Here is a 21222-nt window from a genome sequence, read left to right on the forward strand (position 1 = left end):
TCCACGCCTGTTCGCTGGATTGGCAGCGACAGCCAGAGACTAGAGAGCGCACTTCCGACGGACAACCTGAAAACGTTGTGGGAAGGATCGCCGAAACAGACACAACTTTTAAACATTCGAAAATGGAACGCGGAGCGTCCCGGGCGGCATTCCCACGCGGAGCGTGGGAACGATCAAAACAATCGGTACACCCGACACGTTTCCAAACATCCGAAAATGGAACGCGGAGCGTCCCGAGCGGCATTCCCACGCGGAGCGTGGGAACGATCAAAGCAAAAGCAGTCCGCATTTGCTTCTCGCTTCCCACCACTCAACACAATGAGCGTTAGCTCGAGTACCGCTCTTGACCTGCCGGCCCCATCGGCAGGCTGAGTGGAGGGATTTATCCGGGGGTGGGAGCGCAGCGACCGTGCGGCGAAGCCGCATGCATCGAGAGGAGGTGCAGCGAAGCAAACCGTAGGCGATGCCCCCGGATGAATCCCGTAACGAAGGAACGCCGAGCCACAGCGAGGCGCCGAACGCAGGGGCCAAGCCCTTTGGTTACTTTGGGCTGGGCCGGCATTCCGGCGTTTGCCAAAGTGACCCGCCGTAAGGGCGGAACCGCCAGCCGCAGCACCCGAAGAAACGGATATTCACAAAGAACATCCAAAGCCTGGCCGGCCCAAAGGCCGCCAAGTCAAAAGCCGAAACTGACAGCGCCGTCAGCCAGCCGTCACCCTCCTGACCCCCAAACAAGTTTATAAAGACAAAACCTGCCCAAACCCCGTCCCCCTGGCGCCCCACAAGCATGCAAATCCAGAAGAAAAAGGCCCTGCTCGCCACCCTGTTGATCGCCCTCGCAGCCGCAGGTCTGTGGTACGCATACAAACCCGCCCCGGCCAAACTGGCAGCCCCCACCGCCATCCCGGTCAGAGTCGTCGCCGTCAGCGAAAAAGACGTCCCCCGCTACACCAGCGGCATCGGCTCGGTCCTCTCACTGCACAGCGTCGTAGTGCGCCCACAGATCGACGGCATCCTCACCAAGCTCCTGGTCAAAGAGGGGCAACTGGTGAAACAGGGCGACCTGCTCGCCACCATCGACGACCGCTCGATCCGCGCCAGCCTCGACCAGGCCCGCGCACAACTGGGCGAAAGCCAGGCACAACTGCAAGTGGCGCTGGTCAACCTCAAGCGCTACAAACTGCTCAGCGTCGACGACGGTGTATCGAAGCAGACCTACGACCAGCAACAGGCACTGGTCAACCAGCTCAAGGCCACCGCCCAGGGCAATCAGGCTTCGATTGACGCGGCACAGGTACAACTTTCCTACACCCAGATTCGCTCCCCGGTCACCGGCCGCGTTGGCATTCGTACGGTCGACGAAGGCAACTTCCTGCGCATGACCGACACCCAGGGTCTGTTCACCGTGACCCAGATCGACCCGATCGCCGTCGAGTTTTCCCTGCCCCAGCAAATGCTGCCAACCCTGCAAGGCCTGATCAGCGACCCGCAGCGCGCACTGGTCAAGGCCTACATCGGCGCCGACACCGATGGCGAAACCGGCAATCTGCTCGGCGAAGGTCACCTGACCCTGATCGACAATCAGATCAACGCCAACACCGGCACCATCCGCGCCAAGGCCGAGTTCGACAACCCCAACCAGAAACTCTGGCCGGGCCTGCTGGTGACGGTAAAGATTCAGACAGCGCTGGATAAAGATGCGCTGGTGGTTCCGCCCACCGTCGTACAACGCGGCCTCGATCAACACTTCGTGTACAGGGTCAACGGCGACAAGGTTGAAGCGGTGCAGGTGCAAATGGTTTACCAGGGCAGCGGCCAGGACATCATCAAAGGCGTGAAGCCCGGCGACGTATTGGTCAGTGATGGCCAGTCGCGGCTCAAGCCCGGTTCGACCGTGCAGGTCATGAGCGAACCGCCGCAGGTGGTGCAAGCGGAGCCCAAGCCATGAAGCAGCACAAAGGCGTTTCGACCTGGTGCATCGATCACCCGGTGGCGACGATTCTGCTGACCATCGCGCTGGTGCTGGTCGGGGTGATTGCCTTCCCGCGCCTGCCGATTGCCCCACTGCCGGAAGCGGAATTTCCGACGATCCAGGTCTCCGCCCAACTGCCCGGCGCCAGCCCCGACACCATGGCTTCATCCGTGGCCACGCCGCTGGAGGTGCAATTCAGCGCCATCCCCGGCATGACCCAGATGACCTCCAGCAGTGCGCTGGGCTCCACGTTGCTGACCCTGCAATTCACCCTCGACAAGAGCATCGACACCGCCGCCCAGGAAGTGCAGGCCGCGATCAACACCGCCGCGGGCAAACTGCCGAAAGACATGCCGACCCTGCCGACCTGGAAGAAGGTCAACCCGGCCGACAGCCCGGTGCTGATCCTCAGCGTCAGCTCCACGCAAATGCCCGGCACTGAACTCAGCGACCTGGTGGAAACCCTCCTTGCGCGTCAGATCAGTCAGATCGACGGTGTAGGCCAGATCAACATCACCGGTCAGCAACGTCCGGCAATCCGCGTGCAGGCCTCGGCCGACAAACTGGCGGCCATCGGCCTGACCCTCGCCGACATTCGTGTGGCGATCCAGCAGACCAGCCTCAACCTCGCCAAGGGCGCGCTGTACGGCGAATCGAGCATTTCCACGTTGTCGACCAACGACCAGTTGTTCCACCCCGAGGAATACAGCCAGCTCATCGTTTCCTACAAGGACGGCGCCCCGGTTCACCTCAAGGATGTCGCGAAAGTCGTCAACGGTTCGGAAGATGCCTACGTGCAGGCCTGGGCCGGTGATCGGCCGGGCGTGAACCTGGTGATCTCCCGCCAGCCCGGCGCCAACATCGTCGAAACCGTAGACCGGATTCAGGCCGCCCTGCCCGGCCTCGAAGCCATGCTGCCGGCCTCGGTGCAGGTCAAAACCCTGATCGACCGCACCCAGACCATCCGCGCCTCGCTGCATGAAGTGGAAATCACCCTGCTGATCGCGATCCTGCTGGTGGTGGCGGTCATGGCGCTGTTCCTGCGCCAGTTGTCGGCGACGATGATTGTCTCGGCGGTGCTCGGCGTGTCGCTGACCGCCAGTTTCGCCTTGATGTATTTGCTCGGTTTCAGCCTGAACAACCTGACCCTCGTGGCCATCGTGGTGGCCGTGGGCTTCGTGGTCGACGATGCCATCGTGGTGGTGGAAAACATTCACCGTCACCTCGAGGCCGGCGACAGCATGCGCGACGCCGCGATCAAGGGCGCCGGCGAGATCGGTTTCACCGTGGTGTCGATCAGTTTCTCGCTGGTGGCGGCGTTCATTCCGTTGCTGTTCATGGGCGGCGTGGTCGGGCGGCTGTTCAAGGAATTCGCCCTGACGGCCACCTCGACCATCATGATTTCCGTGGTGGTGTCGTTGACGTTGGCGCCGACGCTGGCGGCGCTGTTCATGCGCAAACCGGTGCATCACGCCCATGACAAACCGGGCTTCAGCGAACGCCTGCTCAGCTGGTACGAAAAAGGCCTGCGCCGCGCCCTCGCTCACCAGAAATTGATGATCGGCGTGTTCGGCATTTCCGTCGCGCTGGCGATTGGCGGCTACGTGTTTATCCCCAAGGGTTTCTTCCCGGTGCAGGACACCGGTTTCGTCCTCGGCACCACCGAAGGCGCCGCCGATATTTCCTACAGCGACATGGTGAAAAAACACCTGGCAATGGCCGAAATCGTCGCCGCCGACCCGGCCGTGCAGGCGTTTTCCCATTCGGTCGGTGTGTCCGGCAGCAACCAGACCATCGCCAACGGTCGCTTCTGGATCGCCCTGAAAAAACGCGGTGACCGCGATGTTTCGGCCAGCCAGTTCATCGACCGCATCCGTCCGCAACTGATGAAAGTCCCAGGCATCGTGCTTTACCTGCGCGCCGGCCAGGACATCAACCTCAGCTCCGGCCCGAGCCGTGCGCAGTACCAATACGTGCTCAAGAGCAACGACGGGCCGACCCTCGCGACCTGGACCCAGAAACTCACCGAAAAACTGCGCAGCATTCCGGCGTTCCGTGACATCTCCAACGACCTGCAACTGGGCGGCAGCATCACCCATATCAGCATCGACCGCAGCGCCGCCGCGCGTTTCGGCCTGACCGCGAGTGATGTAGACGAGGCGCTGTACGACGCCTTCGGCCAGCGGCAGATCAACGAGTTCCAGACCCAGGTCAACCAGTACAACGTAATTCTGGAGCTGGACACCAAACAGCGCGGCAAGGCCGAAAGCCTCAACTATTTCTACCTGCGCTCGCCGCTGAGCGGGGAAATGGTGCCACTGTCGGCGCTGGCCCGGTTCGACGCGCCGACCATCGGCCCACTGTCGATTGCCCACGACGGCATGTTCCCGGCCGCCAACCTGTCCTTCAACCTGGCGCCCGGCGTGGCATTGGGCGACGCGGTGATTCTGCTGAATCAGGCCAAGGCCGAGATCGGCATGCCGACCGCGATCAGCGGCAACTTCCAGGGTGCGGCCCAGGCGTTCCAGAGTTCGCTGAAAAGTCAGCCGTGGCTGATTCTCGCGGCGCTGGTGGCGGTGTACATCATCCTTGGCGTGCTCTACGAGAGCTTCGTCCATCCGCTGACGATCATCTCGACCTTGCCGGCGGCGGGGTTGGGTGCGGTGATCATGCTGTGGATCTGCGGCCAGGACTTTTCGATCATGGCGCTGATCGGGCTGGTGTTGCTGATCGGTATCGTCAAGAAAAACGGCATCCTGATGATCGACTTCGCCCTGGAAGCACAGCGCCATCGCGGGCTATCGCCGCAGGATGCGATTTTCGAAGCGTGTATCACGCGGTTCCGGCCGATCATCATGACCACCCTCGCCGCGCTGCTTGGCGCCCTGCCGCTGATGCTCGGTTACGGCACCGGTGCCGAACTGCGCCAGCCACTGGGAATCGCTGTGGTGGGCGGCCTGCTGGTCAGCCAGATGCTGACGCTGTTCACCACGCCGGTCATATACTTGTGGCTCGAGCGGCTGTTCCACAAGCCCAAACCTGCGCCCGTCGCGGCGCTGGCAACGACAGACTGAGGCGGGTCATGCGCGTTCTGATTATCGAAGACGAAGAAAAAACCGCGGACTACCTGCACCGCGGCCTGACGGAACAGGGTTACACCGTGGATCGGGCCCGCGACGGCGTCGAGGGCCTGCACCTGGCGCTGGAAAGCGACTACGCGGTGATCGTCCTCGACGTGATGCTGCCGGGCCTCGATGGCTTTGGCGTATTGCGCGCGCTACGTGCGCGCAAGCAGACGCCGGTGATCATGCTCACCGCCCGCGAGCGGGTCGAAGACCGGATCCGAGGCCTGCGCGACGGCGCCGACGATTACCTCGGCAAACCGTTTTCCTTCCTCGAACTGGTGGCGCGCCTGCAAGCGCTGACCCGCCGCAGCGGCGGCCACGAACCGGTACAGGTGAGCATCGCCGACCTGTGGATCGATCTGATCAGCCGCAAGGCCACCCGCGCCGGCACTCGGCTGGACCTGACCGCGAAAGAGTTTTCACTGCTCAGCGTGCTGGCCCGGCGTCAGGGTGAAATCCTCTCGAAAACCGCGATTGCGGAAATGGTCTGGGACATTAATTTCGACAGCGACGCCAACGTGGTCGAAGTCGCGATCAAGCGCCTGCGCGCCAAGCTCGACGGGCCGTTCGACGAGAAACTGCTGCACACCATCCGGGGCATGGGTTATGTGCTGGAGAGCCGTGGTGTCCAGTAACTCTATCGCCCTGCGCCTGAGCGGGATGTTCACGCTGGTGGCGCTGCTGGTGTTTCTGTTGATCGGCGGCGCGCTGTATCAACAAGTGGACAAAGGCCTGGGCCTGCTGCCGGAAGCGGAGCTCGATGCGCGTTACAGCGTTCTGGAATCGGCGCTCAACCGCTATGGCACCCCCGAGCATTGGGTGAAGATCAACGCCAAGCTCAAGCTGCTCGGCGAAGAGGACAAGCGCATCCGTTTCTGGGTGGTCAGCGGCAATCCGGGCTACGAGTTTGGCGAGCCGAATGCCTTGATCCGCGCGTTTGCCCAAGGCCCGCTGGGCATGCGCGATCTGCAACTGCCCGACCATCCCTATCCGCTGAAAGTGCTGCTCACCGAACTGCCGGCCAAGGATCAACGCCCCCCGCTGCGCTTCATGATCGGCATCGACACCGAGACCTTTCACCAGACCCAGCATCAGTTGCTGATCGCGCTGGTGAGTCTGGCGGTGATCGGCGTGCTGCTGGCCTCGGCGTTGGGTTACTGGGTGGCGCGAATCGGCCTCAAACCGCTGATCAAACTGTCCCACGAAGCCCAGCGGCTGGCACCGCCGTTGCGGGCCGGGCGTCTGCGACTGTCGCCGTTGCCGCCGGAACTGGAGCAGTTCGTCGACTCGTTCAACTCGACGCTGGAGCGGGTTGAGCAAGCCTATTCGCGGCTCGAATCCTTCAACGCCGACGTCGCCCATGAACTGCGCTCGCCGCTGACCAACCTGATCGGCCAGACCCAGGTCGCCCTGACTCGCGGGCGCTCCGCCGAGCATTATTTCGAAGTGCTGCAATCCAACCTCGAAGAGCTGGAGCGCCTGCGCTCGATCATCAACGACATGCTGTTCCTGGCCAGCGCCGATCAGGGCAGCAAGGCCACCAAACTGACGTCGACTTCGTTGGCCGATGAAGTGGCGACCACCCTCGAATACCTCGATTTCATCCTTGAGGATGCGCAGGTCCAGGTCCACGTCAGCGGCGATGCCCAGGTGCAGATCGAGATCGCCCACTTGCGCCGAGCCCTGATCAATCTACTGAGCAACGCAGTGCAACACACCGCGCCGGGACAAGTGATCGAGGTGCAGATCGCGGTCGAGGAACATAAGGTCAGCATCGGCGTAGCCAACCCCGGTTCGCCGATTGCCAGCGAGCATTTACCGCGCTTGTTCGAGCGCTTCTACCGGGTCGATGCGTCGCGCAGCAACAGTGGCAACAATCACGGGTTGGGGCTGGCGATCGTCAAGGCGATCGCGTTAATGCACGGCGGCGATGTGTTTGTGCGCAGTGATCGCGGGATGAACACCTTCGGAATCCACCTCCCCGTCTGACCCCTCTCCCGATCGTTCCCACGCTCCGCGTGGGAATGCAGCCCGGGACGCTCCGCGTTCCACTCCAAAGCCGAACACAGAGCTTCCATCAAGGTGTTCCCAAGCCGAGTCCTGGAATGATCACCCGTTGATCTTTGCTTCCGCTGTAACAGTCATTTATGAAAATCACGCTGTTTCACAACGCCCGGCAACCTTATCTTTGCCCGCACCAAACAGCACTTGCCAAGCAAGAAGGTTTTCAAGATGTCCAACAGTATGGGTATTGCCAGCGCTTTCGTTTTGTCCTCATTGATCCTGTCGCCGATGGCGATGGCTGAAGAATCCCAGACGTTTGTAGCGCAAAACGCCGCTCGCGCTCACGCATTCGAACAGCATCAGGCAGAAGTGATGGCCAAGGCTCAGGACGCTACGCAAGCCCCGCAGGCCTTAAATTCTCAGGCTCAAGCCTCCGAGAAAGACAGCTGAGTCGCGCACTGCGCAACGTTTCCCTCGACGCGGTTGTTTGGCTCTTCCCGTTCAACCGTCGTCCTTGCAGGCCGCTGATTTTCAGCGGCCTTTTTTCGTTGTGGTCTGAAAGCTGTCTGGTACGTCTTTGACAACTGGAAACATCCCGCACCTCATGACATTGAAGTGTCAGTTGACCCAAGGAGCTTTACCGCACGTGCGTTACCCAGTTCGCTTCACCCCGCTGTTCATTGCAATTGCCGCAACGATTGCCCCCGCCGCCCATGCTGCCGAAGCCGAGCAGCAAGGTTTCGTCGAAGGCTCGAGCCTGAACCTCAATGCCCGCAACTACTACATGAACCGCAACCGCCTGCAGCAGACGGACGACAACATCGAGTGGGGCCAGGGGTTTCTCGGCAAATTCGAGTCGGGCTACACCGAAGGCACGGTCGGCTTCGGCCTCGATGCGCACGCCATGCTCGGCCTGAAACTCGACGGCGGTGGTGGTACGGACAACTCCAGCATCCTGCCGGTCAGTGACGGCAGCGGCAAAGCGCCGGGTTCGTTCTCCACGGCGGGTGGCACCCTGAAGATGCGCGCGTTCGATACCGAGCTGAAAGCCGGCGATCTGTTCCTCGCCAACCCGGTGATCGCCGGTGGCGAGACGCGCATGCTGCCGCAGACCTTTCGCGGCATCAGCCTGACCAACCACAGCTTCGACGGCTGGATGATCGAAGGCGGCCAGGCCAGCTTCACCAAGCCCTACAACCAGAGCGGTCACAAACGCATCGGCACTTCTTACGGCACCCTCGCCGACGACGACAAGAGCCAGCACCTGAACTGGGCCGGCGTGGCTTGGAGCGGCGTCGAAGGCCTGACCAGCAGCCTGTACGCTTCCGAGCTGAAGGACATCTGGAACCAGTACTACTACGACCTCGACTACACCTGGGCGCTGAATGATCGGGTGACCCTCAACCCGGGCCTGCACTTCTATCACACCCAGGACACCGGCGACGCGCTGCTGGGCAACATCGACAACAACACCTACAGCCTGCATTTCACCGTGGGCATCGGCAGCCACAGCGTTACCGCCGCGTATCAGCGGGTCAACGGCAACACGCCGTTCGATTACATCAGCCAGGGCGACAGCGTCTACCTCGACAACTCGCAGCAGTACTCGGACTTCAACGGCCCGAACGAGCGCTCGTGGAAACTCAAGTACGCCTACGACTTCGCCGGCGTCGGCCTGCCGGGGCTGACCTCGTCGCTGTCCTACTCACGCGGTACGCTGGACCTGACCAAGGCCGATCCGGACAGCAAGGGTTACGCCTCGTGGTACAGCGCCGAAGGCCGCAACGCCAAACACTGGGAGCGCGACATCGACCTCAAATACGTGGTGCAGAGCGGCCAGGCCAAAGACCTGGCGGTATGCCTGCAATGGGCGACCAACCGCGGCGGCAACGGTTACGGCGCAATCGATACGGACACCGATGAATACCGTGTGATCATCGACTACCCGATCAACGTCTTCTAAGATCGGCACCACGATAAAAGGCCAGCCTGATGCGCTGGCCTTTTTCTTGCCTGTGGCAGCGAGCGGGTACAACTACGCTTAGAAGAATCTCCAACCGAAAACCGGACCATGATCGCGAGCCGCACCCCTACCGTTCCCGGCACGACCGGACGCTCCGAGCTGCTGTTGATCTCAGGCAGCCTGCTGAGCGTGATCGCGATTGTCTGCATCGTCACGTTCCTGCTGATCCGTGAACGCGCCAACGCCCAGGAATCGGCCACCCGTGGCGCCACCACCATCGCCCAGTTGATCGACGCCGATGTACTGCGCACCGTCGAGCTGTATGACCTGACGCTGCAAGGGCTGATCGCCGCCGCCCAGCGTGACGACCTGAAAGACGTGTCGCCGCAGATCCGCCATCTGGCACTGTTCGATCGCTCCACCACGGCGCGCTTCAAGGGCGACATCCTGTTGCTCGACAAGTATGGCGAGGTGATTGCCGACTCCTCGCGGGTCGATCCGCTGCCGGGCAATTTCGCCGACCGTGACTACTTCCTCGCCCACGCCTTCAACCGCGACACCGGCATGTTCATCAGCCGTCCGTTCAAACCCCGCTGCGACTGCGATGACGCCAACCAGTGGCGGATCAGTTTCAGTCGGCGCATTTCTTCAGACACCGGTGAGTTTCTGGGCGTGGCCGTGGCGTCGATGAAACTGGATTACTTCGATCAGTTGTTCAACAGCCTCGACATCGGCATCGACAGCACTCTCAACATCATCAACAACGACGGCATCCTGCTGGCGCAGAAGCCTTATCTGCAGAGCGATTCGATCGGCAAGAGCTTTGCCGCCCGGCCCAATGTGGTGCGGATTCTGCGCGACAGCAACGGCAATGGCAGTTTCAACAGCACTTCGAGCATGGATTATCAGCAACGGCTGTACACCTATTCGCGGGTCGGCAATCTGCCGCTGACGGTGATCGTTGCCCTGTCCAGCGAGGAAGTGTTCGGCGCGTGGCGACGCACCGCGATCCTGATCAGCGGCGCCACCGGCGTGTTGTGTGCCGGTCTGCTATGGCTGACCTGGCTGCTGGCCCGAGAGCTGCGCCTGCGTCAGCGGGCCGAACATGAACTGGCGCAGCTCGCGGCGACCGATGCCCTGACCGGGGTCGCCAACCGGCGAATGCTCGATCAGTCACTGCGCCACGAGTGGTTCCGCGCCCAGCGCTCGGGCAAGCCACTGTCATTGCTGATGATCGACGCCGACCACTTCAAGGCCTTCAATGACCGGCACGGGCATCAGGCCGGAGATCAGGCGTTGCGTGAACTGGCCAGGGTGATCACCGCCAATGTGCGGCGTCCGGCGGATCTGGTGGCTCGGTATGGCGGTGAGGAGTTTTCGGTGATCCTCGCGGAAACCGACAGTGCCGGGGCGCAGCAGATCGCCGAACACATTCGTACAGCGGTGGAGCAATTGCCAAGCCTGAATCAAGACCAGTCACCGATGACCGTGAGCGTCGGTATCAGTACCTGGACGTCGACGAGCGAAATCAGTCTGGAGCAGCTGTTGTTCGCGGCGGACAAGGCGTTGTATCAAGCCAAGGAAGGTGGGAGAAACCGGGTCGTCGTCGCCTGAAAACAGGCATAAAAAAAGGCCACCCAAAGGTGGCCTTCAAAAAACTAGAGAGGTTTTTTACTTACACCGCCGCAACCGGGCGCATGTAAGAGATTGGTGCAGTGCTGGCGTCTTCGAACGTCACGACTTCCCAGGCATCTTTCTGCTCAATCAACTTGCGCAGCAGCTGGTTGTTCAGTGCGTGGCCGGACTTGAAGCCCTTGAACTCACCAATCAGGCTGTTGCCCAGCAGGTACAGGTCGCCAATCGCATCGAGGATCTTGTGCTTCACGAATTCGTCTTCGTAGCGAAGGCCGTCTTCGTTCAGTACGCCATCGGCATCGACCACGATCGCGTTTTCCACGCTGCCGCCGAGTGCGAGGTTGTGCTTGCGCAGGTACTCGATGTCACTCATGAAACCGAAAGTACGGGCGCGGCTGACTTCTTTTACGAACGAAGTGCTGGAAAAATCCACGCTTGCACTTTGGGTGCGGTCCCGGAAAACCGGGTGATCGAAATCGATCTCGAAGCTCACCTTGAACCCTTCGAAAGGGACGAAAGTGGCGCGCTTGTCGCCGTCTTCCACTGTCACTTCACGCAGGATGCGGATGAATTTCTTGGCGGCGTCCTGTTCTTCCAGGCCAGCCGATTGAATCAGGAATACGAAAGGTCCTGCGCTGCCATCCATGATCGGGACTTCAGACGCGGAGAGCTCGACGTAGGCGTTATCGATGCCCAGGCCAGCCATGGCCGAGAGCAAGTGCTCCACCGTGTCTACCTTCACGTCACCGTTGACCAGCGTCGTCGACATGGTTGTCTCGCCGACGTTGGCCGCGCGAGCCGGTATCTCGACAACCGGATCGAGATCGGCACGACGAAAGACGATCCCGGTGTCGACAGGTGCAGGCTTGAGGGTCAGGTAAACCTTCTCCCCGGAGTGCAGACCTACACCGGTGGCACGGATAATATTTTTCAGTGTGCGTTGTTTAATCATGGCATGGGCCGCTTCAGCGCAAATTGCGAACTGGTATCAACAAAGGCTGGCGATGATAGCAGACCGAGCCTTTGCTGAACACCAATCACCTGAATACCCCTGATACATTTCATCAATCGGCCTGACGACGCAGGAAGGCCGGGATGTCCAGGTAGTCCAGGTCATCTTGCGGATTCATCTTCGCGGCAGTCGCAGCACCGGCCTGAGCCTGGTTGCGCATGACGGTCGGACGGTCCAGGTCACGGTAATTCACCGCTGGCTGCTCCTGACGAGCGGGTGCCGGTTGCTGCACCTGAGCAGCGGCCATCGAGGTGTGAACGGTGTTGTCGATGACCTTCACAGGCTTCTCGATTTTCGCGCCCAGACCGGTGGCAACCACGGTCACGTGCAGTTCGTCGCGCATGTCCGGATCGATAACGGTACCGACCTTGACCATCGCGTGCTCGGAAGCGAAGGCTTCGATGATCGAACCCACGTCGGAGTACTCACCCAGGGACAGGTCAGGACCGGCAGTGATGTTCACCAGGATGCCGCGTGCGCCTTGCAGGTTCACGTCTTCCAGCAGCGGGTTGCGGATGGCCGCTTCGGTCGCTTCACGTGCACGGTTCGGACCGCTGGCGCAGCCAGTGCCCATCATCGCCATGCCCATTTCGCTCATCACGGTACGTACGTCGGCGAAGTCGACGTTGATCATGCCCGGACGCTTGATGATGTCGGAGATACCGCGAACGGCACCGGCCAGTACATCGTCAGCCTTGGCGAAAGCCGACAAGAGACTTGCGTCCTTGCCGAGGATGGTCAGCAGTTTTTCGTTCGGAATGGTGATCAGCGAGTCGACGCTTTCCGAGAGCATGCGGATGCCTTCGTCGGCGATCTGCATACGCTTGCGACCTTCGAACGGGAACGGACGGGTCACGACCGCAACGGTCAGGATGCCCATTTCCTTGGCCACTTCGGCAATGATCGGCGCAGCACCGGTACCGGTACCGCCGCCCATGCCGGTGGTGATGAACACCATGTTGGTGCCGGCCAGCACTTCAGCGATGCGCTCGCGATCTTCCAGCGCAGCCTGACGGCCGACTTCCGGGTTGGCGCCGGCGCCCAGGCCTTTGGTCACGCCGGTACCCAATTGCAGAATGGTGCGCGCGCCGATGTTTTTCAGCGCTTGAGCATCGGTGTTGGCGCAGATGAATTCCACGCCTTCGATGTTGCTCTTGACCATGTGATTGACAGCGTTGCCGCCGCCACCGCCAACACCGATAACTTTGATTACCGGGCTTGCGGGGATGTTGTCTACGAGTTCGAACATTTTCCCTCTCCTTACATTCTCTAGTTTTTTCGCCTACTGCTGTTTGTTGCGGTGCTGCGGTAAAGCGTTAGAAGTTGCCTTGAATCCACTTCTTAAAACGGTCCAGCAACGGCGCCTGCGGCTCATCGTTGCTGTAGCTGTCGCGGCTGCCGATGCCCGAGAACGAGATCCCATCGGACTGCTTCTGCAGGCCGTACATCAACAAGCCAACGCCAGTGGAATAAATCGGGTTGCGTACCACGTCATCCAGACCTTTCACGCCGTGCGGCACGCCCAGGCGGACCGGCATGTGGAAGATTTCTTCGGCCAGTTCCGTGGCGCCTTCCATCTTCGAGGTACCACCGGTCAGCACGATGCCGGCAGGGATCAGGTCTTCGTAGCCGCTGCGACGCAGCTCGGCCTGGATCAGGGTGAACAGTTCGTCGTAACGCGGCTCGACCACTTCGGCCAGGGCCTGACGGGACAGTTCGCGCGGCGGACGGTCGCCGACGCTCGGCACCTTGATGGTCTCGCCGGCACCGGCCAGTTTGGCCAGGGCGCAGGCGTAACGGATCTTGATCTCTTCGGCGTACTGGGTCGGGGTGCGCAACGCCATGGCGATGTCGTTGGTCACCTGGTCACCGGCAATCGGGATCACGGCCGTGTGGCGGATCGCGCCTTCGGTGAAGATCGCGATGTCGGTGGTGCCGCCGCCGATGTCGACCAGGCACACGCCCAGTTCTTTTTCGTCGTCGGTCAGGACCGAGTAGGCCGAGGCCAGTTGCTCGAGAATGATGTCGTCGATTTCCAGACCGCAGCGACGCACGCATTTTTCAATGTTCTGTGCGGCGTTGACGGCGCAGGTGACCACGTGAACCTTGGCTTCCAGACGCACGCCGGACATGCCCAGCGGCTCGCGCACGCCTTCCTGGTTATCGATCACGTAATCCTGCGGCAGGGTGTGCAGCACACGCTGGTCGGCCGGGATCGCCACCGCCTGGGCGGCGTCGAGTACGCGCTCCAGATCAGCCGAGCTGACTTCGCGATCACGAATCGCGACGATGCCGTGGGAGTTCAGGCTGCGAATGTGATTGCCCGCCACGCCGACGAACGCCGAGTGAATGCGGCAGCCCGCCATCAGTTGGGCTTCTTCGATCGCGCGCTGGATCGACTGCACGGTGGACTCGATGTTGACCACCACGCCTTTCTTCAGGCCGCGGGACGGATGAGTGCCGATCCCGACGATTTCCAGCGAGCCGTCGTCCGCAACCTCGCCGACCAGCGCCACCACCTTGGAGGTGCCGATATCGAGACCGACGATCATTTTGCCGCTTTGCACGTTTGCCATGGGTCCTGCCTCTTCTTAATTCTTTGCGACAGCGGGTTGGGCTGTCGTCGGCGCTACTGGTTCCCGCCAGCCAACAGCGAGGCCGTTGGCGTAGCGCAGATCGATGCGCGCAATGTTCGTAATCTGTTCTTTGAGCGTCTTGTCATAGATGGCAATGAAGCGGCGCATCTTTTCCACCAGGTTGCCGCGTCCCAGCAGCAGCTCGATCCCGGGGCCGGAACTGCCGGCACCGGTGGTCAGGAACCAGCTGCCGCGTTCACGCAGCTCCAGCCGCGCAATCGAGAAGCCCAATGGCCGGAGCATCTGGCTCAGCACCTGGTATTGCTGCATCACTTGCTGCTGGGCCCGCTGCGGACCGAACAGCTGCGGCAGGTGTTCGTAGTTCGCCAGTTCCTTGGGCGTGAACGCCTGGCCCTGGTTGTTGAGCAACGACTCGTCGCCCCAACGGGCCACCGGCAGTTGCTCTTCGAGGCGGATCACCACCTGGTCCGGCCACACCCGGCGCACTTCGGCGTGGGCGATCCACGGCATCTGTTCCAGCTCGGTGCGCATGCTCGCCAGGTCGATGGTGAAGAAGCTCGACGCCACGTAAGGGGCGATCCGCTGCTGCACCGCTTGCTGGCTGATGTAACTCAGGTCGCCCTGCACGGCGATCTTGGTGATCGGCCGGTCGGCGTACGGCAGCAAACGCTGTGCGCCTTCGTAAGTGCCGAACCCCAGGGCCACCAGCAGCACCGGCCAGAACAGACCTTTCAAAAAGCCGAAGTTGGCTTTTGGCAGGCGCGCGGACATCGGCTCTTTGGCCACCATTCGGCTGGCACCCCGCGGCACCGGCTTGCGGCCGGGTGCGGGTGGCTGATGTCTGAGATGAGCGCCTTGCATGGTCTTAACCTCGCGCCTCTTTCTTGCCATCGGCATCGACACTGGCGGCCAGAATGGCCAGGACCAGCTGCTGGAAATCCAGACCGGCCGCTTTCGCCGCCATCGGTACCAGGCTGTGATCGGTCATGCCGGGAGCGGTGTTGACTTCCAGGAACCAGAACTTGCCATCGGCGTCCTGCATCACATCCGCCCGGCCCCAACCGGCAATACCCAGCGCCTCGCAGGCTTGCGCCGTGAGGTCCATGAGTTCTTTTTCCTTGGCGGCATCGAGCCCGCACGGAATCCGATACTGGGTATCGTTGGCGATGTACTTGGCGTCGTAGTCGTAGAACGTGTGTGGCGTACCCAGGGCGATAGGAGGCAACACCTGGTCACGCAGGGTGGCGATGGTGAACTCGGGACCGTGGATCCATTGCTCGACCAACACTTGCGAATCGTAGGTACTGGCCGCTTTCCATGCGTCGATCAACTCGGACGCGGAAGTCACTTTGGCCATCCCGATACTTGAACCTTCATGCGCCGGTTTGACGATCAAAGGGAAGCCCAGTTCCGTCGCTGCCGAAATACAATCGGCCTCGCTGCGCAGCACGGCGTGACGCGGCGTCGGAATCCCCAGCGTGTGCCAGACCTGCTTGGTGCGCAGTTTGTCCATCGCCAGTGCCGAAGCCAGGATGCCGCTGCCGGTGTACGGAATGCCGGCCACTTCAAGCAGGCCCTGCATGCTGCCGTCTTCACCGCCGCGACCGTGAAGGATGATGAACGCACGGTCGATCTTTTCGCTCAGCAGGCGCTGCAGGATATCGGCGCCGACGTCGATGCCGAACGCGTCCACGCCTGCGCTTTGCAGCGCAGTGAGCACGGCGTTGCCGGACTTCAGCGAGACTTCACGCTCGGCACTCAGGCCACCAAACAGCACGGCCACCCGGCCGAAATCCTTCGGGGCGATGGTGGAGAACAGGTTGGCGTAGGCAGCAGTCATTTCAACTTCCCCTCGACCGATGCCGCCACGGCACCGGCGAACAACTCGCTTTTCAACAGTTTCGGTGCGAGGCCGCCGATGTCACCGGCGCCCTGGCACAGCAGAATGTCGCCGGCACGCAGCAGCGGCTTGACCAGTGGCGCCAGATCGACGCCGCGCTCGATGTAGATCGGGTCGAGCTGACCGCGCTGGCGGATGCTGTTGCACAGCTTGCGGCTGTCCGCGCCCGGAATCGGCTCTTCGCCGGCCGGATAAACTTCCATCAGCAGCAGCACGTTGGCGTCGGCCAGGACATTGACGAAATCGTCATACAGGTCGCGGGTGCGGCTGTAACGGTGCGGCTGGTAGACCATCACCAGACGGCGCTCCGGCCAGCCACCACGCACGGCTTTGATGACTGCTGCGACCTCGGTCGGGTGGTGACCGTAGTCGTCGACCAGCATCACGTTGCCGCCGTCCACCGGCAGTTCGCCGTAGACCTGGAAGCGTCGGCCGACACCCTGGAAGCCGGACAGGCCCTGGACGATGGCTTCATCGCTGACGCCTTCGTCGGTGGCGATGCAGATGGTCGCCAGGGAATTGAGCACGTTGTGGTTGCCCGGCATGTTCACGGACACATCAAGAGGCTCGCGATCAGGGCGCAGCACGGTAAAGAAGGTCTGCATGCCCTGCTGACGAACATTGATCGCGCGCACGTCGGCGTCTTCGCTGAAGCCATAGGTCACGGTCGGACGCTTGACCAGCGGCAGGATTTCACGCACCACCGGATCGTCCAGGCACATCACCGCCAGCCCGTAGAACGGCAGGTTGTGCAGGAACTCGACGAAGGTTTTCTTCAGTTTGTTGAAGTCACCGTCGTAGGTCGCCATGTGGTCGGCGTCGATGTTGGTGACCACGGCCACCAGCGGTTGCAGGTGCAGGAAGCTGGCGTCGCTTTCATCGGCCTCGGCGATCAGGTAACGGCTGGTGCCGAGCTGGGCATTGGTGCCCGCGGCGTTCAGACGGCCACCGATGACGAAGGTCGGATCCAGGCCACCGGCCGCGAACACCGATGCGATCAGGCTGGTGGTGGTGGTCTTGCCGTGGGTACCGGCGACGGCGATGCCGTGGCGGTAGCGCATCAGTTCGGCGAGCATTTCGGCACGCGGCACCACCGGGATGCGGCGTTCCAGCGCAGTCGCGACTTCCGGGTTGGAGGTGTTGACGGCGCTCGACACCACCAGCACATCGGCGGCAGCGGCGTTCTCGGCACGGTGGCCGATGAAGATCTGCGCACCGAAGGATTCCAGGCGCTCGGTCACCGGCGAAGCTTTCAGGTCGGAACCGGACACTTCATAGCCCAGGTTCAGCAGCACTTCAGCAATACCGCACATACCCACGCCGCCGATCCCGACGAAGTGGATGCGACGGATGCGGCGCATTTCCGGTTGCGGCATGGCTTTCTGATTCTCAACCATGGGCCACCTCCAGACAGGTATCGACCACGCTGCGGGTGGCTTCGGGTTTCGCGAGACGGCGGGCCGCTTGGGCCATTTGTTCGAGTCGTTGCGGTTGCATCAAGACCTCTGTCAGGCGCGCGGCAAGGTCCGCGGCACCAGTCGTTCTTTGCGGCATCAGGAAGGCAGCGCCTTCACGGGCCAAATAATCGGCGTTGCGGGTCTGGTGATCGTCGATCGCGTGGGGCAAGGGCACCAGCATCGATGGCAGACCGGCGGCGGCCAGTTCACTGATGGTCAGTGCGCCGGCGCGGCACACCACCAGGTCAGCCCAGCCATAGGCCTGGGCCATGTCTTTGATGAACGGCTGCACCTGCGCATCCACGCCGGCGGCGCGGTAGCGCTCTGCAGTCACTTCATCGTGGTTTCTGCCAGCCTGATGGAACACTTCCGGACGCAAGTCGGCAGCGACTTGTGCCAGGGCTTCAGGCAGCAACTTGTTCAACGGCTCTGCGCCCAGGCTTCCGCCCAGGATCAGCAAACGCGCCTTGCGTCCGGCCAGGGCCGGGCGCGGTGTTTCGAGGAACAGCTCGCTGCGCACCGGGTTCCCGGTGGTACGGCGGCTGTCCGACAGGGTAAAGGTGTCGGGGAACGCTTCACACACCCGGGCGGCGAACGGCACCAGCAACCGATTGGCGGTGCCGGCCACGGCGTTCTGCTCATGAACGATCACCGGCACGCCGGCCAGTTTGGCGGCAAGACCACCGGGGCCGGTCACATAGCCGCCGAATCCGACCACGCACACCGGACGCAAGCGGCGAATGATCGCCCGCGCCTGCCACACCGATTTCAGCAGCATGAACGGCGCCTTGAGCAGCGACAGCTTGCCCTTGCCACGCAGGCCAGTGGCGTTGATGCGGTGCAGTTCAATACCTGCAGCCGGTACCAGATCGTTCTCGATCCCGCGCGGCGTGCCGAGCCAGTGCACGGTGTAGCCGCGCGCCTGGAATTCGCGGGCACAGGCCAGCGCCGGGAACACGTGGCCACCGGTGCCGCCGGCCATGATCAATACGTTAGCGCCCATGGTTCGGCTCCTCGGCGAAGTCGCTCTCATGGAATTCCATCTCTTCACTGCCCAGGTGGGTCCGACTCTCCCACTCGATCCTCAGCAACAGGCCAAGGCAGGCGCAGCAGATCACCAGGGAACTGCCGCCATAACTGAGGAACGGCAAGGTCAGGCCCTTGGTCGGCAGCAGGCCGACGTTCACGCCGATGTTGATCAGGAACTGGCCGATCCACAGGAACGACAGACCGTAGGCAACATAAGCGGCAAAAAACTGTTTGGCTTTCTCGGCCCACAGACCGATGTACATGCCGCGAATACACACGAACACGAACAGCGCCACGGTGCACAGCGAGCCCACAGCGCCCAGCTCTTCGGCCAGCACCGAGAACACGAAGTCGGTGTGCGCTTCCGGCAGGTAGAACTGCTTCTGCACGCTGTTGCCCAGGCCAACGCCCAGCCATTCACCGCGACCGAATGCGATCAAGGCTTGCGACAACTGATAACCGGCGCCGAACTGGTCGGCCCACGGGTCGGCGAAGTTGGTCAGACGCGCCATCCGGTACGGCTGCATCTGAATCAGCAACACCACCGCACCAACGGCCAGCACCACCATGAGCGAGAACCGGAACAGCCCGACCCCGCCGAGGAACAGCATCGCCGCCGCAGCGCCCATCATCACGACGGTGGCACCGAAGTCCGGCTCCATCAGCAGCAAGCCCGCCATCGGCAGCAGCACGATGAATGGCTTGAAGAAACCCATCCAGCTCTCGCGCACCTCTTTCTGGCGACGCACCAGGTAACCGGCGAGGTAGATCACCACGAACACCTTGGCGATCTCGGACGGCTGTACGTTGAAGAAGCTGAAACCGATCCAGCGCATCGAACCGTTCACCTCACGGCCGATCCCCGGGATGATCACCATCACCAGCAGACCGAACGCACCGATCAGCATCATCCAGCCGAGGCGCTGCCAGGTGGCGATCGGAATCATCATCGTGACGATGCAGGCACCGAGGCCCAGCACCACGTAGATCAGGTGACGGGTCATGTAATAGAGAGCACTGCCCGACTGCGCCGCGCCGACTTCTGTCGATGCCGAGGCGATCATGATCAGGCCCAGACCGAGCAACGCCAGGCAACCGGCGAGCATCGGGAAGTCGAGGTCGATTCCGCGTCCGGTAATGAGCGGCGACGGGTATGGCTTGATGATGTTTCTCAAGCTCATGCCAGATCCTCCACAGCGCGGACGAACTGGTGACCACGGTCTTCGTAGTTCTTGAACATGTCGAAACTGGCGCAGGCCGGCGACAGCAGCACCACGTCACCCGGCTGGGCGGCGGCGCGGCATTGGGCGACCGCGTCGACCAGCGTGGTCGCACGAATCAGCGGTACGGCATCGCCGATCGCTTCGCCGATCTTGTCGGAGTCGCGACCCATCAGGATCACGGCGCGGCAGTGGGCCGCCACCGGATCGCGCAGGTCCTTGAAGTCGGCACCCTTGCCATCGCCACCGGCGATCAGCACGACCTTGCCGTCGATGTCCGCACCCAGACCTTCGATGGCGGCCAGCGCAGCGCCGACGTTGGTGGCCTTGGAATCGTTGTAGTAACCGACGCCGTCCAGATCACGTACCCACTGGCAACGGTGTTCGAGACCGGCGAAGGTGCGCAGCGCCGCCAGCATGGCGTCGAACGGCAGCCCGACCGCGTGGCCGAGCGCCAGCGCCGCCAGGGCGTTGGACTGGTTGTGGGCGCCGCGAATCTTCAGTTCGCGCACCGGCATCAGGTTCTGGAATTCGAAGGCCAGGTATTTCTCGCCATTCTCTTCGCGCAGGCCGAACGCCTTGAAATCGGGTTTGGTCAGGCCGAAGGTCCAGCACGGCTGGCCCTCGCCCATCAGCGGACGGGTCAAGGCGTCCTGGCGGTTGACCACGAACTGCTTCGCACCCCGGAAGATCCGGTGCTTGGCCAGGTGGTAGGCCGGCAGACCGCTGTAGCGATCCATGTGGTCTTCGCTGATGTTGAGCACGGTCGCCACTTCGGCGTTGAGCTGGTCGGTGGTTTCCAGCTGGAAGCTCGACAGCTCCATCACGTACAGCTCGACGTCATCGCTGAGCAGATCCAGCGCCGGCGTACCGAGGTTGCCGCCCACGGCCACGCGCTTGCCGGCCGCAGCCGCCATCTCGCCGACCAGCGTGGTGACGGTGCTTTTCGCGTTGGAACCGCTGATGGCCACGATCGGCGCCTTCGCGTTGCGCGCGAACAGCTCGATGTCGCCGGACAGCTTCACGCCACGGGCCGCGGCGGCTTGCAGGGCCGGGGTCGCCAGCGCCAGGCCGGGGCTCACGTAGAGCTCGTCGGCACGGCACAGGAATTCGACGTCCAGCTCGCCACAACGCACTTCCACGTGCGGATAGTCACGCTGGAGCGTGGCCAGTTCCGGTGGATTTTCCCGCGTGTCGGCCACGGCAAACGCCACGCCCCGGTTCGCCAGGAAGCGAACCAGGGACATGCCGCTCTTGCCGAGGCCGACAACGATGCGGAAGTGGTCAGAAGCGATCAGAGACACTCGT

At 62.2% G+C, this 21222-nt stretch carries 16 protein-coding genes; 7 read left to right on the forward strand and 9 right to left on the reverse strand.

All coding sequences use genetic code 11. The annotated features are described in order from the left end of the window. Nucleotides 1-787 precede the first annotated feature (787 nt). The 7 genes from CAF80_RS27210 (at nt 788) to CAF80_RS27240 (ending at nt 10678) form a co-directional block, all read left to right on the forward strand. A complete protein-coding gene (locus CAF80_RS27210; RefSeq protein ID WP_074691007.1) occupies nt 788-1948 on the forward strand; it encodes an efflux RND transporter periplasmic adaptor subunit in 1161 nt (386 codons plus the stop codon). Next, a complete protein-coding gene (locus CAF80_RS27215; RefSeq protein ID WP_074691006.1) occupies nt 1945-5046 on the forward strand; it encodes a multidrug efflux RND transporter permease subunit in 3102 nt (1033 codons plus the stop codon). Before CAF80_RS27210 ends, CAF80_RS27215 begins: the two co-directional genes overlap by 4 nt. An 8-nt stretch (nt 5047-5054) precedes the next feature. Beyond that, a complete protein-coding gene (locus CAF80_RS27220; protein WP_011335857.1) occupies nt 5055-5732 on the forward strand; it encodes a heavy metal response regulator transcription factor in 678 nt (225 codons plus the stop codon). Beyond that, nucleotides 5722-7086: a heavy metal sensor histidine kinase gene (locus CAF80_RS27225; RefSeq protein ID WP_074691005.1), complete on the forward strand. Its 1365-nt coding sequence runs from the start codon at nt 5722-5724 to the stop codon at nt 7084-7086. Before CAF80_RS27220 ends, CAF80_RS27225 begins: the two co-directional genes overlap by 11 nt. Nucleotides 7087-7329: 243 nt before the next feature. Then, complete coding sequence (locus tag CAF80_RS27230) at nt 7330-7551, forward strand: hypothetical protein (protein ID WP_039766234.1); 222 nt, start codon at nt 7330-7332, stop codon at nt 7549-7551. Between the two features lie 196 nt (nt 7552-7747). Next, nucleotides 7748-9064 carry an OprD family porin gene (locus CAF80_RS27235; RefSeq protein WP_074691004.1) on the forward strand — a complete coding sequence of 439 codons (1317 nt, stop codon included), beginning with the start codon at nt 7748-7750 and terminating at the stop codon, nt 9062-9064. Nucleotides 9065-9172: 108 nt separating this feature from the next. Continuing rightward, the gene (locus tag CAF80_RS27240) at nt 9173-10678 is read left to right on the forward strand and encodes a sensor domain-containing diguanylate cyclase (protein WP_074691003.1); all 1506 of its coding nucleotides are present in this window, start codon (nt 9173-9175) and stop codon (nt 10676-10678) included. Between the two features lie 61 nt (nt 10679-10739). On the opposite strand, the gene lpxC is transcribed toward CAF80_RS27240, so the two are convergent. The 9 genes from lpxC to murD form a co-directional block, all read right to left on the reverse strand. After that, nucleotides 10740-11651, reverse strand: a complete 912-nt coding sequence (gene lpxC / locus CAF80_RS27245; RefSeq protein WP_007956752.1) for a UDP-3-O-acyl-N-acetylglucosamine deacetylase — start codon at nt 11649-11651, stop codon at nt 10740-10742. Nucleotides 11652-11763: 112 nt separating this feature from the next. Beyond that, nucleotides 11764-12960: a cell division protein FtsZ gene (ftsZ, locus tag CAF80_RS27250; RefSeq protein ID WP_007956754.1), complete on the reverse strand. Its 1197-nt coding sequence runs from the start codon at nt 12958-12960 to the stop codon at nt 11764-11766. A gap of 67 nt (nt 12961-13027) precedes the next feature. Continuing rightward, entirely contained in the window at nt 13028-14287 is a 1260-nt protein-coding gene (gene ftsA / locus CAF80_RS27255) for a cell division protein FtsA (protein WP_039766239.1), read from the reverse strand. Nucleotides 14288-14302: 15 nt separating this feature from the next. Next, nucleotides 14303-15169, reverse strand: coding sequence for a cell division protein FtsQ/DivIB (locus CAF80_RS27260; protein ID WP_039766241.1), 867 nt, complete (start codon nt 15167-15169; stop codon nt 14303-14305). A gap of 4 nt (nt 15170-15173) precedes the next feature. After that, nucleotides 15174-16148 carry a D-alanine--D-alanine ligase gene (locus CAF80_RS27265; protein WP_064383956.1) on the reverse strand — a complete coding sequence of 325 codons (975 nt, stop codon included), beginning with the start codon at nt 16146-16148 and terminating at the stop codon, nt 15174-15176. Then, complete coding sequence (gene murC / locus CAF80_RS27270; RefSeq protein WP_011335862.1) at nt 16145-17605, reverse strand: UDP-N-acetylmuramate--L-alanine ligase; 1461 nt, start codon at nt 17603-17605, stop codon at nt 16145-16147. Before murC ends, CAF80_RS27265 begins: the two co-directional genes overlap by 4 nt. Then, the gene (gene murG / locus CAF80_RS27275) at nt 17598-18668 is read right to left on the reverse strand and encodes an undecaprenyldiphospho-muramoylpentapeptide beta-N-acetylglucosaminyltransferase (protein WP_039766246.1); all 1071 of its coding nucleotides are present in this window, start codon (nt 18666-18668) and stop codon (nt 17598-17600) included. Before murG ends, murC begins: the two co-directional genes overlap by 8 nt. Continuing rightward, nucleotides 18658-19875 carry a putative lipid II flippase FtsW gene (gene ftsW, locus CAF80_RS27280; protein WP_039766247.1) on the reverse strand — a complete coding sequence of 406 codons (1218 nt, stop codon included), beginning with the start codon at nt 19873-19875 and terminating at the stop codon, nt 18658-18660. The genes murG and ftsW overlap by 11 nt, the downstream gene beginning before the upstream one ends. Continuing rightward, entirely contained in the window at nt 19872-21218 is a 1347-nt protein-coding gene (gene murD, locus CAF80_RS27285) for a UDP-N-acetylmuramoyl-L-alanine--D-glutamate ligase (RefSeq protein WP_039766248.1), read from the reverse strand. Before murD ends, ftsW begins: the two co-directional genes overlap by 4 nt. Between the last annotated feature and the right edge of the window lie 4 nt (nt 21219-21222).

Origin of the sequence: Pseudomonas sp. B34(2017) (genome assembly GCF_002112915.1) — a bacterium.
In the GTDB taxonomy this organism is placed as follows: Bacteria; Pseudomonadota; Gammaproteobacteria; order Pseudomonadales; family Pseudomonadaceae; genus Aquipseudomonas; species Aquipseudomonas pharyngis.

What these genes read in the sequence shown, in the direction of transcription:
- CAF80_RS27240 (WP_074691003.1), top strand. Translation starts at nt 9,173, where the DNA reads ATGATCGCGAGCCGCACCCCTACCGTTCCCGGCACGACCGGACGCTCC.
- CAF80_RS27230 (WP_039766234.1), top strand. Translation starts at nt 7,330, where the DNA reads ATGTCCAACAGTATGGGTATTGCCAGCGCTTTCGTTTTGTCCTCATTG.
- ftsW (WP_039766247.1), bottom strand. Translation starts at nt 19,875, where the DNA reads ATGAGCTTGAGAAACATCATCAAGCCATACCCGTCGCCGCTCATTACC.
- CAF80_RS27220 (WP_011335857.1), top strand. Translation starts at nt 5,055, where the DNA reads ATGCGCGTTCTGATTATCGAAGACGAAGAAAAAACCGCGGACTACCTG.
- ftsZ (WP_007956754.1), bottom strand. Translation starts at nt 12,960, where the DNA reads ATGTTCGAACTCGTAGACAACATCCCCGCAAGCCCGGTAATCAAAGTT.
- CAF80_RS27210 (WP_074691007.1), top strand. Translation starts at nt 788, where the DNA reads ATGCAAATCCAGAAGAAAAAGGCCCTGCTCGCCACCCTGTTGATCGCC.
- CAF80_RS27260 (WP_039766241.1), bottom strand. Translation starts at nt 15,169, where the DNA reads ATGCAAGGCGCTCATCTCAGACATCAGCCACCCGCACCCGGCCGCAAG.
- murC (WP_011335862.1), bottom strand. Translation starts at nt 17,605, where the DNA reads ATGGTTGAGAATCAGAAAGCCATGCCGCAACCGGAAATGCGCCGCATC.
- ftsA (WP_039766239.1), bottom strand. Translation starts at nt 14,287, where the DNA reads ATGGCAAACGTGCAAAGCGGCAAAATGATCGTCGGTCTCGATATCGGC.
- CAF80_RS27265 (WP_064383956.1), bottom strand. Translation starts at nt 16,148, where the DNA reads ATGACTGCTGCCTACGCCAACCTGTTCTCCACCATCGCCCCGAAGGAT.
- CAF80_RS27215 (WP_074691006.1), top strand. Translation starts at nt 1,945, where the DNA reads ATGAAGCAGCACAAAGGCGTTTCGACCTGGTGCATCGATCACCCGGTG.
- lpxC (WP_007956752.1), bottom strand. Translation starts at nt 11,651, where the DNA reads ATGATTAAACAACGCACACTGAAAAATATTATCCGTGCCACCGGTGTA.
- murG (WP_039766246.1), bottom strand. Translation starts at nt 18,668, where the DNA reads ATGGGCGCTAACGTATTGATCATGGCCGGCGGCACCGGTGGCCACGTG.